A 15,936-nucleotide genomic window follows, 5' to 3' on the forward strand; every position below is an offset into this window, starting at 1 on the left:
GTCAGTTAAAGGCAGTTTAGCAGGTCGGCTTAGTATACTTTTACTACGTTCTCTGCTTGTGGTCCGCGGTTTCCTTCTACCACGTTGAATTCAACGCGTTGTCCTTCGTCGAGGGTTTTGAAACCTTCGCCAGTGATTGCGCTGAAATGTACGAAAACGTCGCTTCCGCCTTCAACTTCGATGAAACCGAAGCCTTTCTCTGCGTTAAACCATTTAACTGTACCTGTTTGCATTAGGGTCATTCTCCTTTACTCTTATATTAATATGGTTATTTTCATAAAAAAAATTCACATATTGGAAAAAGTGCCATTTCGAAATGAAGCTCTTTCCAAAATGTGAATTACACCGTTTCGTATACATTACCATATTCAAATCAATAACGCAATAGAAATTAAGAAAAAATTACTTAATTTACCAAACTAGATTGCGTTTGTTGATTTCTTGACGTAGTGCACTCGCTTAAAAAAGTAAGCTGTGGCATGACTCTGCCATTTCGCCGCCTCTTCATTCATTCCCCAGATCAGGCTTTATCATACCACAGCAATTGGCATTTTTTTAAACCGTACCCTCGAGCTGCTGTTTAATGCGCAGCGCAGGAAGCGGGTCATTACAGGTCATGATCGGTGTTCCGCAGCCGACCGCATAGAGGACGCTGTCAGTTGTGTCCGGTCAGTAGCTCCACACCTGCAGACCCCTATTCCGAAATGCTTGTACATCCTCCCGATGAAGAAGCGACATCTCTATCCCGATAGCCCACATTTTGGAGTATGTGCCGTTCTCCCCATGCACAAAATTACGCATGACCTCCGCCTTGAACCCCTGAGTCTTGGCCCCATAGTGATCATAGAGGTAAGCGATAATTTCAGCATCAAAGCAGGTGAAGACACATCTCTCATACAGTTCATATGCATGAAGCAGCTCTATTGCAGCATCGGCGGTATCCTTCGCATCCGGGCTGGATTTGATCTCCACGTTCAGCAAGATGTCCGGATATCCGGCAAGCAGCTGGCACAGCTCTTGAAATGTAGGGATTTTAAGGCCTTCGAACTCCGGAGCGAACCAGCCTCCCGCATCCAGTTTCTTCAGCTCCGCGAGGGTCTGCTCCCTCACTTCACCGCTCCCATTCGTCGTGCGGTCCACTGTTGCATCATGAATAACGACGACTTCACGGTCCTTTGACATACGCAGGTCAAACTCCACCATGTGACAACCTACTTCAATAGCACGCTTGAAGGATAGCAGTGTATTCTCCGGGTAAGCTGATTTATACCCCCGATGTCCTGCGACGACCATGCCTGCTGCGGATTCCAGTTGCTCAATCATTTTCTATACAGCCTCCTTATCAACATCTAACCTCTAAATACATCTTACGAAGATTTATTAAGAGACGATTATCTGAAAATGAAGAGCATGTATAACTTAATAGAAAAAGCCCAGCGAGCTCTGTACTGCGATGCTCACCAGGCTGTGTGATCTCAATAAATAAGGTGGATCAGAAGGCAGGAGAATATATGCGCGAGAATAATATCGCGTATGACTGATTAGCACATCGTAAGAGCTGCCTTGAAACTCTCTGCAAACGAAGCAGCCATTGGGATTGGTACACTTGAGAAAGACTTTAATGTCCCAGCAAATTAAGTAAGTTTCATGTTCTCCAATGCATACAACAAACGCAACATTCTGCTTCTGCGCTGCGAATTTAGCGTGTTTAATTGAAAGAGATCGTTAAACAGCAAACCATCGAGCGTCATAAGGATGAGGTCCGCTTCGGCACTCCCGTTGGCATCTTGCACGAGGCGCTCGTTTAACTCGTTCTGCTTACGTTTCACCAGATCCAGTAGAGTCGGATTAATACCAACAGCTGCCATTAGGCCAAAATAGCCGAATTGCGCATCCAATGGCTCACTCGACAATGAAATATAGGCGCGAAGCAAATCACCGCGTTTCTTCTCTGTATGCTCGTAACGCTGTTGCAATTGTCGCTCGAACTGATTCATTTCCTCCTCAAGGATGCCTTCAATCAAGGCATCCTTGGACGGGAAATGATGAAGCAGCCCACCTTTGCTGACGCCTGCCTGCTTGGCAACCGCTTCTAACGTAAACCCGCCTATCCCCTTCTCCCGTATAACAACATGTGCTGCGCGAATCAGCTTTTGCTGTGTTTCTAAGGAACGCCCCATTCTCTTTAAGCCCCCGACTCTCCATAATTGTGCCCATACTATAGCATGAAACCCTAAAGAGGTCAAAATAGGAAAAGGAGGGCTGAATTTGACAAAAAGACCGTCTGGACGGTATTATTTTTTCATCATCAAAACTTCACTTACGACTTGGAGATGGAACAATGGTGACAATTATCATGTCGATGATTGGATGGGGGCTGCTGGATAGTCTGAATCCGTCTACGATCGCCACTATGATACTTCTCATGCCGCTGGTAACGAGGCGACAGCATGCCTGGTATTATATCGGAGCTACTTTTTTCATTTATTTCTTGTTTGGCCTTCTGTCTCTCTGGGGAGCGGAACGATTTGTTGCGCCTCTTATAATGAGCATTATGGTTAAAGTGGAACCCTTCATTGGCTGGCTGGAATTGGCAGCAGCCGTTCTTATGCTGGGTTTCGGCATTACCTTAGCATGGCGGTCGTGGATGAGGTGGAAACGAAAAGTTCCGCTGCCAAATTGGGTCGGGCGGTCAGCACGCTTTGTAAATCCCGTGTCGTTACTTCTCCTTGCGGCTGGGTCAACCTTAGTCGACCTGCCTACTGCGTTACCGTACGGTGCATTTATTGCCACGCTCGCAACACTGGAGAACCAGACGACAATAGAGCCTTTGTTTCTTCTGATATACAGCTTTCTATATATTTTACCTATGATCCTTGTCTATATTGTGTTTGTTAAACTGGACAATAGCCGATACCAATTATTCGAAGTGAAATTCAAACGTGTGATGAACGCGACAATAGCCATTGCAATGCCGCTTTTACTAATAGGTTTCTCAAGTTGGTTGTTGACCGACTGTTTAAGAAGATTATTGCACTATATCTAGGAGTCTCTTCGCTACGAGTAACGACAAACCATTACTTCTGGATGAAACAAAAGGACGAAGTTGAGCTGGAACAGTTGCGTGCAGCTAAAGCCAAAACGCTTACGGAACATCCAGCTTGGTGCAAGAGTTAATAAGCCGTCTTCAGCCAATTGTCCTTGCTCCAGCTCAGCTTGCCTGCTCCCGCTCCTGCCGCTCCCGTGAGTCTCGATTGGAGCGTCGAAGGATCATCCATCGTGTAGCTGTAAGGCAGCGAGGTTATCCCGCTCCAGCTGAACGGAACAATTGGGGCAGGCACAGGTGCGAGCGGGCTGCCAGCTGTATCACTGCTGCCCCGGAAGGAGGAGCCATCAAGTGAATACATCGTGTCAACGGCGCGAATTTTACCTGTGTACGAAGCATCGGATGGGTCCGTCTGGTTGTTGCGCATTGGATACTGGATGCCGATGATGCTTGATTTCTCAACGAGCACAGCGCCTCCCTCGGTTGAGATAGCTCCATTGCTCGTTACATCAAACTTATATCCTTTGGATGAGATGGCAGCAGCCATCGCCGGTGTAATTCGCTGCTTGGCCAGCCTCGCATCTCCACTGTCCATAACGATGTTATAGGCATGTGCGTTTCCGCCCCGGAGGCGCGGCAAGCGATCTTGAATATCCTTGTAGTAATTATGATGCAATGTTATCGATAGACTTGGATTTCCGGAGTCAAATGAAGTCGAGCCGACGAGATGTCCTTTTTTCTGAGAGGCTGCGATGGCAATAATATCGTCCTTGCTCAGACCTACCGCGATGCTGCGCAGATCATTGTACATTGGATAGGAGGAGCGGTTTGCTTCCAGTTCATTGATCTGCTGTGTAACCCAGCTGTTTGCGCTTCTGTCATCACCCTTGAATACTGACCACGAGATCGTGACACCATTTGTTCCTTTTTTCGAATCAACCAGCCCGTCATAGGCTTTATGAAACGTACAGTGGTCGATCCACACTTTGCTGGTCTCCTCAAGGGTAATGTAATCCCAGTCATTCTTGTCATAATCCCCCTTAGAGGATTCATCCCACTCCCATAGCTCATCGAACTCTAGATTTCGAATGATCACATTCTGGCTGCGCTTCACGCTGATCGCTGCATGCTTGATTGTAGCTCCGTTTGCAGAGAAGATCGTAAGTCCATTAAATCCGTCAATGGTCAGCTTGCTGACACCTGTCTGTTTCAGCACAGGGTGAGTCAAGGCATCATTATGCTCGGCAAAAGGCGACGTTTGAGCCGCAGCAGGAAGCTCGTTCCAGCCTAGATCAAGGTCGTTCATAATCTCCACTACCTTGACACCTGATCCTTTCTTTAATGCGGCCGCCAGTTCTGTGGCATTATAAACTTTTCGATATTTTGCTGTGTCGGTCTCGCTGACAATCCCCCCTCCCGTATTCCCGGCCGAGAAGCCTGTCAGGTTATAATCTGTAATTCCTGCTGCAGCCGTCTGTTGTAGAGGAACAACCGTTATGACCAGCGCGAGACTAACGACCGCTGCAAACAGCGTCCTCCAAGGTTTCTGCTTTCTTTTCATTATTTCTTGCCTCCTCTGTTTCGAATTGCTCTCAATTTAACGTATGGAAGCGATTACAACAATAATCAGCAGAACAGCTGTGGGCTAGATAATGCACTCCTTCAGCAGGACAATAATCATTTCTTCACATGCGCTGTAATAGAAAAAGAGCCTGCTCACACCGCTATGGTGCTCGCCAGGCTCTTAGGCTTTAGATTCATTGGACTTCTTGGACTTTACAAGCTTTTAGTCTCTTTATACTCATGCAATCTTTAGCTCATTGTTTTTGGTATCCTCATTTTGAGATGAGTTCAGTCTGTTATCGCTTAATAGATCTTGTCCAAAATCCTCCATGGAACTGCTTGGGCTCCACCGTAATAATAAACGCCTTGGGATCAAGCTCCAGAATGGACTGGTAGAGCCTCTTCTGATTTTTACGCTTCGCCAGTATTTCCATCACGAGCCGGTCTCCGTCCCGTCCATTGCCGAGCCACGAGGTAACCCCGTAGCCTTTTTCTCTAAGCGTGGTTACAATCGTTCCTCTTGCCTGGTCACAGATCACTTTGACTGTCACATAGCCAAGAGCGATCTTCTCCTCAATCCAGGCCCCGATCAAGATACCCAGACCGTAGCCAACCGCATATACGACCAAGGCGGCAATCTGATCCAAGTAACTAAGCACCAGATTTAATCCGAGTACATAAATAACGATCTCGACCATACTGATGAGCGCCGCGATATACTTCTGGCCCTTCAGCGTCAGAATCATCCTCAGCGTATAAGCCGATACGTATACAATCTGGATTGCAAAAATAAAAAGCAACGTTGTGCCCATGTCATCACACTCCTGTCTGCCAAGCTGTAAGCCCCAATACGCTCTTCTTATTCGGTGCCTTATCCGATGTTCCTAAATACAGCATATCCAATTGTATTACACCTGTATCATTATACTGAATCAAGCCGTTTCCTGCGAAGCACCAATAATCGGTACATCTGTCCATGCGCTTTCAAGAGACGATGCGAATATATTAGACAAATATAAGGTGCAGATAGAACAACGGAGGAGGCGCATCAGCCATGGATCTCTGGAAGGCAATGCAGGACCGCGGGATGGAGCAGCTCGTATTTTGTCAGGATCAGAAGAGTGGTCTCAAAGCCGTTATCGCCTTGCACAGCACCAAGCTGGGACCGGCACTAGGCGGCTGCCGTTTATGGTCGTATGCTTCGGAGCAGGAGGCAGCCCAGGATGCCATGAAGCTCGCCAGAGGCATGACCTATAAGGCGGCTATTTCCGGATTGCCCTACGGCGGAGGCAAGGCCGTAGTCATGGAGCATGCTGGGATGAGGCGGGATGAAGCATTTGCTGCACTCGGCCGATTCATAGAGAGACTACACGGAGAGTACATTACCGGGGTTGATCTTGGCACGACTCCACACGATATGGACCAGATCCATCGTGAAACGAGGCATGTGACCGATCAGAGCGGAACGCTCGGAGCAACCGGAAACTTCACTGCCGAAATGACTGCCTATGGTGTATTTCTTGGCATTCAGACTTCACTGACCCATAAATATGGGCTGAGTGATATGAATGGAGTCCGCGTCGCGCTCCAAGGACTGGGCAAAGTCGGATATGCCTTGGCAAGGCGCCTTCATCAGGCCGGGGCTCAGCTGATCGTATCTGATATTGATTCAGGAAAAATGAGTCAAGCTGTTCGTGACTTCAAAGCATTAGCCGTCTCACCTGACGATATTCATCTGCATAGCTGTGAGGTCTATGCTCCCTGCGCGATGGGCGGAACACTTACTCATCTGAGCATTCCCCAGCTGTCCTGCGGGATTATTGCCGGTGCAGCTAACAACCAGCTGGCTGATGAACAGCTGTGCGATATGCTGGAGCAGCGAAATATTCTGTATGCTCCTGATTATGCCATTAATGCAGGAGGAATCCTTAGTACCGGCGCAGAGCTTGCCGGAACCGGGGCACGGGGGGCGGCTGCAGCCGTAGAGAAGATACCCCATACCCTTAAGTATCTGTACGATTATGCTCGCAAGAACGGCATTACAACGGCTGCTGCAGCCGATTCCATTGCCGAAGCCAAGTTTGCTTAATTCAGTCCGCGAGCAGCTGCAGCACAAATCCTTTCAAATCAATAATCCTTACATGTTCAGGCGGCTTCTGATCCGTTCCGTATATAATCAGAGGGACGAGTGACTCGTCCTTGCGGATGGAACCATGCCCGCCGCCACCTTCATGTGTCGGTGAGCTGCGATCCGCCAATTCATATCCCGGCTTGGCTGTGACGACCATGAAATCTCCTGGATGGGAGTGAAGTGCACTAGACAATCGCCGGAGCACATCAGGATAGTCACCATATTTTAACGATCCACGCCCCTCATCTATGCTCAAATCCAGTACATTCCCCGCCTCTTTAATCGTCCAATTCTGCTGGTAGGGATCGGCAAGGCTCCCGCCAGCTCGATACATAAGCTCCTTGTTCGTTCCCCCTTGGCGTACATGGATCCATTCACCCTCCTGCCATGATACAAAATCGATACGAGGGTCTATCGTCATCAGACGAGCCCATTCTTCATAGGACTTCACAGCAAGGTTTGGATATACATAAGCCATCGTTTCATTCACAGCGAGAATGATATCTGTCTCGTCATTGACTTCCTTACCCGCACGAAGAACTTGATAACCTGTGAACAGATCGGGCAGATCAATCACCGAGTTCTGATCCTTCGGCAGCAGTCTCGTCATTCCGCTGTCTCCCGCAATGATAATAATTGACTTATCCATCGCTGTCTCGCGCGATCCAAAAGCCTGCAGGATTCCGTCAAGCTGCTTGTCTACTTCTTTGACTCCCTTTAGTCCAGGCGGGCCGCTCTTATGTATTTTTTGATCCAAATCGGGAAGATAGGCAAATAGAAAATCAGGCAGCTTGTTTTGCTTCACCAAATATTTTACTGCTTCTACAGAGTATTTGTTCGTAAGACCCATCCGATCAGGGAGACCATCGGGCAAATTATGCGCAGTTGTACCCCCGGACGAGTTCTCTAATGGATTGGCGATCGAACCCAAAGATAGCAGATCGGGGCCCTTGACCTGGATTTGCTGCGGCAATGAAGACGGTCCATACACCCAAGCGGGAAGCTGAAGTGTATGATCCGACATCCCCCGGTAGATCAACCCGTTTATTGAACCGGATTTTAGATGTTTACGTGCCAAATCCTCGTAGATTGTGGAATGCTGCGAGCTCAGATGCTTGTCGTTTAGATGTATCAGAGCATCTGCTAGTGTTCTGTTGATGCCATGATTCCAGATCTCCGCAGGACCTGATCCATAGTTGATCAATCTCTTCTCCTGTGCGGAATACCACACGAGTCCTGGAACTTGATGCTCATCAGGATAGGTACCCGTCAGCAAAGAACTGTCAATAGAAACCGACATCGTAGGAAAGGAGGTAACCATATCCCTGTAATATTGGCCGTGATCAATTAAGTATTTGAAGCTTGGCAGCTCACCCTGCCGGATACCCTGATCAATGGCTTCTGCCATTAACGAATCGACCAGCAGAAATATAACCTTCTTGGATTGAACTCTGTCCGCCGACTTCACGTGCAGCAGATCTTGATCCTCGGATTGCGAGCTTTGATGCTGACACCCTGTTACCAAGCTTAGAATAAGAACCATGATCATTACCTTGCACAGTAGATCTCTCATGTATCACTTTACCCCCTCTATCCGTCGATTCACGTATAACTTATGAATTAGCATAAACTTCAACATTTGCATCATTCATCATTGTTATCGTTCGCCACAGCATAAAGAAACTTACTAGGGATATTTTGTTAAATTAATCTAGCTATTCAAATCAAAAAAAGGCCCTCACTCGTGAGGGCCTTCCATCATGCATTTACATCTAATAAGGCTGTAATTGTTAACCAGCTCACTCTCGATTAATCGTCGTCACGCTCATCCTTGTCTACAGACAGCACCTTGCCGGTGTTCGCATCAATCTCAACATCTGCTTCATACTTCGAGTTAACAACCTCTACCTCATATTGAAGCCGGTTGTCATCCTCATCCAGCTCAATCTGTACCACCTTGCTGTTGCTCAGCTGTTTCTTCGCTATTTTCTCTGCATCCGCTGCAGAGAGCTTCACAGAAGCGATGGCTTCCGACTCGTAACGATCATCGTCATCCTCGTAGCGGTCATCATCATAACGATTGTCATCATCATTGCTTGTGAATACATCAAGTGTCTTTCCCGTGTAAGCATCGATATGAACGGTAACATCTTTGTCGCCTTGCTCGATTTCTACATCATAGAAGGCTTTGTTATTATATCTCTCCAAATCAATATCATCGATATGACCTTTATTCCCAGCTGCCTTCAGCGCTGCTTTCTTCGCCTCACCGAAGTTTATCATCGTGTCCGGGTTGAAGGAGGATGAGGATACCCCGCTATTTCCCGTTGTACTTGCAGTTCCTGTTCCCGTATTACTTGCGGCGAAGATTGCCGTCCCTCCAGCGATCAAACCTACTGCCAAAACTCCGCTCAATACGACTTGTTTCTTCATTACTCATCAGCTCCATTTCGTGTTATTGGGTTGTTCGTTTCTCCCTTACAACACCATCTTACCCCTGCAAAATGAGAGCAAAGAAAGAGTAAGATTAGAATTTGATGAGAAAATGAAGTGATTTCTCAGCTACATGAAATCGTCTCTAATGATTAGTTAACTGAGTACTAAAGAAAGGATTATTGGTTCTCATCATCTTGATCGTCGTCATTGTCATCAAAATCATCCTCATGCTCAACAGATTTGACCGTACCCGTAATGGCAAGCACTTGAACGATCATCTCCTCACCGCTCACATTCTCAATTTCAACCAAATAATAAGGAATATCCGATTCTCTGGCACGCAGCTCGATGTCTTCGAATTCTCCCTTCACCTCGGCTAGCGCGATATCGATTGCATCCTGTTCACTGATCAGACGGATCGGTTCCTGTGTTTCAGCTGGCTGTTTATTGTCTGAATCGGGATTCTGAGGCTTTGTTTCAGATCGGGAGAGAACCTCCCCGCTGTACGGATCAAGCCTTAGTTCTACGATCTGATCTTTCGTCTGTACCTCAGCTTTGTAATATTTTCCTTCAGGGGAATCAGAGACAAGCTCCAGTAACAGCAGCTTTCCTGGAGTATCAGCCAGGACAGCCTTCTTGATAGCTTCTCTGCTCTGAGGTACCGGTGTATCCACTTCCCCCTCTGAAATCTGCTCAATGGTTTGTATGCTTCCACTCTCCGCATCTACCGTTAGGCGGTATTCGCCACCCGTTTCCGTAACCAGCCGAAGGTGATACTCACTACCCTGCAATCGGTTATCCTCAATCTTGAAGTCTGGGTACTGCTGAAGCACACTCTCGGATACGGCCTCCGCTGATAAAATATCTGATTTATTCCATGGCTGAAAATAATAAAGACCAATTGCCAGCACCAGTACTGCAGCCACACCGCCATATAAACCCCACTTTTTAACGTTCATTAGGAGAACACCCCTCTTAAGTTTCATATCACAACACAGCCATATATGGCTTATGTATGCCATTATAGCGGAGCTTTATGAGAATTTGCTGAGAAAGGAGGGGAAGCGTAATATCGCCGTTGTACCTTCTCCAGGACGGCTCTTCAGCTCAATCTCTGCCTGAATATGGCCGGCGATCTCTTTGGCCAGCGACAGCCCGAGTCCTGATCCCCCTTGCTTACGTGTTCTGGCCTGATCCACACGATAGAAGCGGTCATATACTTTGGCGAGCTCACTGTCCGACATGCCAATACCGTAATCTCGAATCGATACTTTAATATGACCTTCTTCCTTCTCGACATGGATATCAATGTGCTCTTCACTATATTTCCTCGCGTTATCGAGGAACAGAATAAGGAGCTGCTTGGCTTTATTAAGATCCGTAATCGCGAACATCTGCTCATCAGCTTCAGCGGCTTCGATATGCACATTCACCTCTCTGCGATAGGCCGTCTGATAGGAGCGGGCTGTGTCCTGCGTCATATCCGCGATATTGCAGGATTCCAGCTTCACTCCTGCAGATTCAGTCTGCCTAGCCATGAGCAGCAGCTGCTCTGTCATTTCACGCATCCTGACCGCCTCAGAATGAATGGCCTCAACAGACTCATTGAACAGATCTGGCCGCTCTGCACCTCTGCGTTTAAGCAGACTCGCGTAGCTCTCAATTACGGTTAAAGGTGTCTTCAGCTCATGAGAAGCGTTGGAGACAAATTGCTCCTGCTTCTCATAATTCATCTCCAGCCTATCCATCATGCGATTAAACGTATTGCCCATCTCAAAGAGCTCATCCTTGGATTTCTTCTCTAGATCAATGGATTTAAATCCGCCGCCCTGTTCTATATTCTTCATGGTGTCAATCATTCTTGATATCGGCTTGATAATAATTCCGCTAAGCAGACGGCTGGAAATAATGACCGCAATCAGTGCGGCTACTGTGACGGAAAATAATACGTTACGCAATACACGCAGATTGTTATCTGCGCTCGCCAGACTTTCAGTAATTTGTATATTTACGACCTCACCGTCTACCCAGATAATCGGCATCGATACAAATACATACCTCGCTCCTTCGACCTCAATGACCTGTGATAGCTTGTTTGGATGGTATGTCACTGCAAGGCGACCCAGATGCTGCTGATTTGGAGACGCTACGACAGGTCCCTCGCCCGACATCCGTACCAGACGGAGCATGCCATCGGCCGGAACAAAAGCGCGAAGGAGATCATCCGGAGCAACGCTCACCGCTGCGTTCTTTATTCCTTCCACAACGGCACTTGCTTCAGCCTCTGCACGCGCTGTCTGGGTATTAATCGACATGCGATCAAACAGAATATAGATAAATGCGTTAATCAACAGAAGCAGTACCATAAAAAATACGGACGTATAAACGTAAATCGTCGTTCTCAGCTTCATGCGTCCGCCTTAAGCACGTATCCGACACCGCGCACTGTATGTATAAGTCCGGTTTCATGGCCATGATCCACTTTTTTGCGGACATAACGAATGTAAACATCAACCACATTCGTATCTCCCATGTAGTCGTAACCCCACACCGATTCAAGAATTTGCTCTCGATTCAATACTTGGCGCTGATTGCGCAGCAAATAGACAAGCAGATCAAATTCACGGGGAGTGAGCTCTATCGAGCCCTCCCCGCGTTTGACCTCTCTAGTGGCCTCATTCACACGCAGATTACCTGCTGTGAGCCACGTCTCGAACTCTCCGGCGTTAGAAGCTGCTGCTGGCTGGGGCTGCAGCTTACTGCTCAAACGCAGCGCAGCCCGTACACGAGCCAGCAATTCTTCAATCTGGAACGGCTTGGTGATATAATCCGTTGCCCCAAGGTCCAGTCCCGACACCTTATCCTCCACAGATCCCTTCGCTGTCAGCAAGATGACCGGCGTGTGCTCGTCCTGACTACGAATACGACGCAGCACCTCAATCCCGCTCAGTCCCGGCAGCATCACATCAAGCAGAACGAGATCATACTCCCCTTGTTGATAAGCCGCAAGCCCCTCCGTGCCGCTTGTCGTTTTATGCACTTTATAATTCTCATACTCCAGCTCGATTTCAAGCAATCGAGCGATCTTCTCTTCATCCTCCACAATGAGAATGGATGCACTCATGACGACTCCCCCGCTTCATTTAAATATGAATATCATCATAGATCACAGGACTAAATTTGTTCAATCACCTCGTTAATGGATTCTGTTCCGGATACGATTGGGAAGGCCTTTCTATACGTGTTGTCCGCATCGAGCGCAGCGACAATGACAGCAGCTACATCTTCGCGAGGTATACTGCTCGCTCCGGCCTCTGGATTCAGAGATACTTTGCCGTTCCCTGGCTCATTCTTCAGCCCTCCTGGGCGAATAATCGTATAATTCAGGGACGAATTCGCCAGCCACTTATCTGCATAGTGCTTGGCCACATAGTATGGCTTAATTGACTCAGGCCATTTGGTTCTGTCTTCTGCATAGAGGGCGCTTACCATAAGATAACGAGAGATGCCTGCCTTCTCGGCTGCTTCCATCGTCTTCACCGCACCATCCAGGTCGATGAGTAAGGTCTTGTCTGCCCCTGTACTTCCGCCTGATCCCGCCGTGAACACAATGGCATCATTCCCCTTCATGGCTTCCGCCAGCTCCTCTACCGTGCCTTCCAGATCGGCAAGCACCGCCTCTATCCCTGATTTATCGAGTGCCTCTAACTGTTCCTGTTTACGAACCATAGCACGAACCGTATGTCCCGGGTTTTCCTTTAGCTGAGATACTAGATGTCTTCCAATTTGGCCGTTGGCTCCGATAACGAGTACATTCATGATGTAATAACTCCCTTCCCTAATTAAAAATTCATACCCTCAAGTTATATAAAGGCATTTCTATCTCATTACCCAAACTGAACAGTGTATGGCATTCCTTATTTTGAGATACAAGTTCAGTAATTGTCTATTGTCCCCGTTTGTCTCTTCCGTAGTACAATTTTCATCTTAATATATGTTTGCAGGTATTGCACGCAACCTGCCTGCACACGAAAAAAGACGCCCCCTAAGGGACGCCTTCTAGATGAGGAGCTTAGTACGCCAGAGCGAACAGACCCTCAATATGTTTCAGGTAACGAATGTTACTTGCTTCTTTCATGAGTGTTGCAGGAAGACCCTTCAGACGAGTCTGGCTTCCTCCAAGCATTGCGATTGCATCTTTACGTCCAAGGCTTCCCAGTGTACCGGAGAAGACTGGAGTGAAGACTTCAAGCTCGCCGCCCTTGATGGTTGCTGCCAGGTTATGTCCGATCGTCTCACCCATTTGCCAAGCAAGCTGTGCTGTTGGAGGGTAAGGACGAGCGCCTTCACTTGGAATAACAACTGCGCTGTCACCAGCGATAAACACATTCTCATGGGATGTGGAATGCAGTGTTTCTTTTACCGTTGCACGTCCGCGGTTCACTTCAATACCACAGTTCGCTACTACAGCATTACCTTGAACGCCGCCAGTCCAGATCAGAGTGCTTGTCTCGATGGAGCTGCCGTCTTTCAGGAATACCGTATGCTCTTGCATTTCTGTGATCGCTACGCCAACGATGAATTTCACGCCGCGTTTCTCAAGGCTTGTTTGTGCACGCTCAACCAGCTCTGGCGGGAATCCTGCCAGGATCGAAGGACCTGCTTCTACACTATAGAGCTCAACTTCGCTGCGGTTGATACCTTTTTGTTTGCAAACTTCTGTAAGCACATCTGCATACTCACCAACAAGCTCGATACCTGTCAAGCCGCCGCCGCCGATAACGATGGTAGCGTCTTTTTTCTCGCCTGTTTTCTTGTATGCATCCAGACGAGCTTCCACGTGAGCACGAATATTGTTCGCTTCTTCAACAGATTTCAGCGTAAAGCTGTACTCTTGAAGTCCTGGAATACCGAAGAATGCTGTTTCACTACCCAGAGCAATAACCAGGTAGTCATAGCTATAGATGGTTCCGCTCTTCATTGTGACTTTGTTCTCGTCAGGTTTGATTTCGGCAACCGTATCAATTTTAAGATTTACGTCTTTACCGCGGAGCAGTTTCTCAAGTGGAAGAGCAACAGCCTTCTCTTTGATTGTACCTGCAGCCAGACGATGCAATTCTGTAATGATTTGGTGAGTCGGGAAGCGGTTCACAACCGTAATGGTCGCTTCTTCGGCAGTCAGGTATTGACGCGCTGCAAGTGCGCTAAGCAATCCGCCGTAGCCGCCGCCCAGGATCAAAATTTGCTTCGACATATCCATCCTCCGTTCTTACTTTCGTATGAAAAAATCTTAGTCTTGTTTGTTTTGCTGACGCTCGTTCAGAATGTTCAAGAAAGCTTGAGCAAAACGAAGCGTATGTTGTACGTTAGGGTCTTTCAGCATTTTGAGCATGCCGAACAGGCCAACAGAAGACTGTTCCGCTTGAGCGCGATCGCCAGCTTCGATGGCTGCAGAAGCAACACCTTTTGCTTTTTCTACTACTGGAGTAGTAAATTCGCCAAAGGCAACTTTCATGTCGTTTACGAATACTTGGTCCTTCGCCAGCCCTTGAGCAAAGTCATAAGCTGTAGTCATTGCAGTTACCATTTCAGCCAGTTTAGGCAAGTTCTCAACCAGAACAGTAAGAGACTCCTGAACCTCCGGCTTCATCAATTGATCGAGCACATCTTTTTGTGCTTGAGGAGCACCTGTAGCAGGTACTTCTTGTTGCGTCGGTTGTGACATAAGAGAACGTCCTCCTTTACTTTGGGTTATAAGCCCGCTCGCCTGACATTTCTGCTAAGCAATCTAGTCGATCAAGGAACTACATGATTGTAATGTAACAATTTTCACACAAAGAAAGAGCCGATGCCACTAAGGGCGGCTCAGGCAGCTCTACAGCAGAAGTGTGATGTATTCCATGGATCTATTGCAGACACGAATATGATCATTCATCGCAATAACAAACTTACCGAACAGGTCATAAAAACGGATCCTATACCCTAATATTACACTTCTTACACGTGAACATGAAATAAATATTTTGGCAATTGTGAATACCTTGTGAACATTGTAACAAATACACCTTTTTTGTCAATACGACGTGCAAAAGCCTGTTCCCCATCCATGAATTTGCTTTTTCTCATATTTGCTACTATATGCGGTGTCAAAGAGCATGCTGATCACTATATGTATCAACGTATACCGCTTAAAATTTCCATAAAGTTTTATTCTCACTCTTGTTAAAATTTAACTCCACCAAATTTCACAAAATAAATAAGACTGCTCATGCCTTCTCGCACGAACCGTCTTATCATCTCGGTATTGTCCCCTGGCCCGCCCTCGCCATTACCTGAAAAATCAGCATTTGGTCATAACATTAACATTCACATGTGATATGTACATTGTACTGGGGATAAATTGTAATGAATGGAGTCCCCGGCTCGCTATTTATTGTTTATTACCGAATCAAATAGGCCCGTCTCCGCTTCATGTTTGCCTTTCTACAGACCGGGTATGTAATAACTATATCCATTAAGAACAAGGAGGCGTTCACGATGAAACAGCAATCAAGCGAAGAGGTACGCAATCAATTGGACAAGGATAAGGACTCCAAGGAGCAGGTAGACAAAATGAAAAACCATGAGGACGTGGAGCCTCAAGCCGAGAACTGGAATCCCCGCTCTGAGGACAATCTGAAGCAGTCTTAATCCTGCTAAAAGGGTTAGAATAAGCTGCAGTAACGTTATCGTATACTGCACATACAAGCCATGACCAGAG

General features: G+C 47.2%; 16 protein-coding genes. 3 read left to right on the forward strand and 13 right to left on the reverse strand.

Annotated elements, in window-relative coordinates; all coding sequences use genetic code 11:
* Window positions 1-29 precede the first annotated feature (29 nt).
* The 3 genes from ACFSVM_RS23660 to ACFSVM_RS23670 form a co-directional block, all read right to left on the reverse strand.
* On the reverse strand, window positions 30-233 hold the full coding sequence (locus tag ACFSVM_RS23660) for a cold-shock protein (RefSeq protein ID WP_047912726.1): 204 nt from the start codon (window positions 231-233) through the stop codon (window positions 30-32).
* Window positions 234-669: 436 nt separating this feature from the next.
* The gene (locus ACFSVM_RS23665) at window positions 670-1,323 is read right to left on the reverse strand and encodes a glycerophosphodiester phosphodiesterase family protein (RefSeq protein ID WP_256209735.1); all 654 of its coding nucleotides are present in this window, start codon (window positions 1,321-1,323) and stop codon (window positions 670-672) included.
* Between the two features lie 311 nt (window positions 1,324-1,634).
* Window positions 1,635-2,180, reverse strand: a complete 546-nt coding sequence (locus tag ACFSVM_RS23670; RefSeq protein ID WP_090724862.1) for a TetR/AcrR family transcriptional regulator — start codon at window positions 2,178-2,180, stop codon at window positions 1,635-1,637.
* A 161-nt stretch (window positions 2,181-2,341) separates the two neighbouring features.
* Between ACFSVM_RS23670 and ACFSVM_RS23675 the strand changes: the two genes are divergently transcribed.
* Window positions 2,342-3,046, forward strand: a complete 705-nt coding sequence (locus ACFSVM_RS23675) for a GAP family protein (protein WP_090724863.1) — start codon at window positions 2,342-2,344, stop codon at window positions 3,044-3,046.
* Between the two features lie 127 nt (window positions 3,047-3,173).
* On the opposite strand, the gene ACFSVM_RS23680 is transcribed toward ACFSVM_RS23675, so the two are convergent.
* Together ACFSVM_RS23680 and ACFSVM_RS23685 are read right to left on the reverse strand one after the other, a co-directional pair.
* Window positions 3,174-4,607 carry a pectate lyase family protein gene (locus tag ACFSVM_RS23680; protein WP_090724864.1) on the reverse strand — a complete coding sequence of 478 codons (1,434 nt, stop codon included), beginning with the start codon at window positions 4,605-4,607 and terminating at the stop codon, window positions 3,174-3,176.
* A 298-nt stretch (window positions 4,608-4,905) separates the two neighbouring features.
* Window positions 4,906-5,421 (reverse strand): DUF2179 domain-containing protein, encoded by a 516-nt coding sequence (locus tag ACFSVM_RS23685; protein ID WP_076314316.1) that lies wholly within the window; start codon window positions 5,419-5,421, stop codon window positions 4,906-4,908.
* 242 nt (window positions 5,422-5,663) lie between these two features.
* On the opposite strand from ACFSVM_RS23685, the gene ACFSVM_RS23690 reads away from it, so the two are divergent.
* A complete protein-coding gene (locus ACFSVM_RS23690; protein WP_090724865.1) occupies window positions 5,664-6,698 on the forward strand; it encodes a Leu/Phe/Val dehydrogenase in 1,035 nt (344 codons plus the stop codon).
* A gap of 1 nt (window position 6,699) precedes the next feature.
* Here the strand turns inward: ACFSVM_RS23690 and ACFSVM_RS23695 are convergent, their stop codons facing one another.
* The 8 genes from ACFSVM_RS23695 to ACFSVM_RS23730 form a co-directional block, all read right to left on the reverse strand.
* Window positions 6,700-8,313 (reverse strand): alkaline phosphatase family protein, encoded by a 1,614-nt coding sequence (locus tag ACFSVM_RS23695; RefSeq protein WP_090724867.1) that lies wholly within the window; start codon window positions 8,311-8,313, stop codon window positions 6,700-6,702.
* A gap of 236 nt (window positions 8,314-8,549) precedes the next feature.
* Window positions 8,550-9,173 carry a PepSY domain-containing protein gene (locus tag ACFSVM_RS23700; RefSeq protein WP_090724868.1) on the reverse strand — a complete coding sequence of 208 codons (624 nt, stop codon included), beginning with the start codon at window positions 9,171-9,173 and terminating at the stop codon, window positions 8,550-8,552.
* A 179-nt stretch (window positions 9,174-9,352) separates the two neighbouring features.
* Window positions 9,353-10,135 carry a PepSY domain-containing protein gene (locus ACFSVM_RS23705; protein WP_177178728.1) on the reverse strand — a complete coding sequence of 261 codons (783 nt, stop codon included), beginning with the start codon at window positions 10,133-10,135 and terminating at the stop codon, window positions 9,353-9,355.
* A 75-nt stretch (window positions 10,136-10,210) separates the two neighbouring features.
* Window positions 10,211-11,587, reverse strand: a complete 1,377-nt coding sequence (locus ACFSVM_RS23710; protein ID WP_379264940.1) for a sensor histidine kinase — start codon at window positions 11,585-11,587, stop codon at window positions 10,211-10,213.
* Window positions 11,584-12,300, reverse strand: coding sequence for a response regulator transcription factor (locus ACFSVM_RS23715; protein ID WP_379264942.1), 717 nt, complete (start codon window positions 12,298-12,300; stop codon window positions 11,584-11,586). Before ACFSVM_RS23715 ends, ACFSVM_RS23710 begins: the two co-directional genes overlap by 4 nt.
* A 50-nt stretch (window positions 12,301-12,350) precedes the next feature.
* Window positions 12,351-12,995, reverse strand: a complete 645-nt coding sequence (locus ACFSVM_RS23720; RefSeq protein WP_379264944.1) for an SDR family oxidoreductase — start codon at window positions 12,993-12,995, stop codon at window positions 12,351-12,353.
* Between the two features lie 253 nt (window positions 12,996-13,248).
* Window positions 13,249-14,430 carry an NAD(P)/FAD-dependent oxidoreductase gene (locus tag ACFSVM_RS23725; RefSeq protein WP_076314308.1) on the reverse strand — a complete coding sequence of 394 codons (1,182 nt, stop codon included), beginning with the start codon at window positions 14,428-14,430 and terminating at the stop codon, window positions 13,249-13,251.
* A gap of 36 nt (window positions 14,431-14,466) precedes the next feature.
* Window positions 14,467-14,901, reverse strand: a complete 435-nt coding sequence (locus ACFSVM_RS23730) for a DUF1641 domain-containing protein (RefSeq protein ID WP_076314307.1) — start codon at window positions 14,899-14,901, stop codon at window positions 14,467-14,469.
* An 812-nt stretch (window positions 14,902-15,713) separates the two neighbouring features.
* Here ACFSVM_RS23730 and ACFSVM_RS23735 point away from each other — a divergent pair.
* Window positions 15,714-15,866: a hypothetical protein gene (locus ACFSVM_RS23735; RefSeq protein WP_379264947.1), complete on the forward strand. Its 153-nt coding sequence runs from the start codon at window positions 15,714-15,716 to the stop codon at window positions 15,864-15,866.
* Window positions 15,867-15,936 lie beyond the last annotated feature (70 nt).

This window comes from Paenibacillus shunpengii, assembly GCF_042684905.1.
Classification (GTDB): domain Bacteria; phylum Bacillota; class Bacilli; order Paenibacillales; family Paenibacillaceae; genus Paenibacillus; species Paenibacillus shunpengii.

Bases quoted from the DNA above. Each gene is read 5' to 3' on its own strand.
- ACFSVM_RS23705 (WP_177178728.1), bottom strand. From the start codon at position 10,135: ATGAACGTTAAAAAGTGGGGTTTATATGGCGGTGTGGCTGCAGTACTG.
- ACFSVM_RS23715 (WP_379264942.1), bottom strand. From the start codon at position 12,300: ATGAGTGCATCCATTCTCATTGTGGAGGATGAAGAGAAGATCGCTCGA.
- ACFSVM_RS23720 (WP_379264944.1), bottom strand. From the start codon at position 12,995: ATGAATGTACTCGTTATCGGAGCCAACGGCCAAATTGGAAGACATCTA.
- ACFSVM_RS23670 (WP_090724862.1), bottom strand. From the start codon at position 2,180: ATGGGGCGTTCCTTAGAAACACAGCAAAAGCTGATTCGCGCAGCACAT.
- ACFSVM_RS23710 (WP_379264940.1), bottom strand. From the start codon at position 11,587: ATGAAGCTGAGAACGACGATTTACGTTTATACGTCCGTATTTTTTATG.
- ACFSVM_RS23690 (WP_090724865.1), top strand. From the start codon at position 5,664: ATGGATCTCTGGAAGGCAATGCAGGACCGCGGGATGGAGCAGCTCGTA.
- ACFSVM_RS23730 (WP_076314307.1), bottom strand. From the start codon at position 14,901: ATGTCACAACCGACGCAACAAGAAGTACCTGCTACAGGTGCTCCTCAA.
- ACFSVM_RS23725 (WP_076314308.1), bottom strand. From the start codon at position 14,430: ATGTCGAAGCAAATTTTGATCCTGGGCGGCGGCTACGGCGGATTGCTT.
- ACFSVM_RS23695 (WP_090724867.1), bottom strand. From the start codon at position 8,313: ATGAGAGATCTACTGTGCAAGGTAATGATCATGGTTCTTATTCTAAGC.
- ACFSVM_RS23660 (WP_047912726.1), bottom strand. From the start codon at position 233: ATGCAAACAGGTACAGTTAAATGGTTTAACGCAGAGAAAGGCTTCGGT.
- ACFSVM_RS23685 (WP_076314316.1), bottom strand. From the start codon at position 5,421: ATGGGCACAACGTTGCTTTTTATTTTTGCAATCCAGATTGTATACGTA.
- ACFSVM_RS23680 (WP_090724864.1), bottom strand. From the start codon at position 4,607: ATGAAAAGAAAGCAGAAACCTTGGAGGACGCTGTTTGCAGCGGTCGTT.
- ACFSVM_RS23675 (WP_090724863.1), top strand. From the start codon at position 2,342: ATGGTGACAATTATCATGTCGATGATTGGATGGGGGCTGCTGGATAGT.
- ACFSVM_RS23700 (WP_090724868.1), bottom strand. From the start codon at position 9,173: ATGAAGAAACAAGTCGTATTGAGCGGAGTTTTGGCAGTAGGTTTGATC.
- ACFSVM_RS23665 (WP_256209735.1), bottom strand. From the start codon at position 1,323: ATGATTGAGCAACTGGAATCCGCAGCAGGCATGGTCGTCGCAGGACAT.
- ACFSVM_RS23735 (WP_379264947.1), top strand. From the start codon at position 15,714: ATGAAACAGCAATCAAGCGAAGAGGTACGCAATCAATTGGACAAGGAT.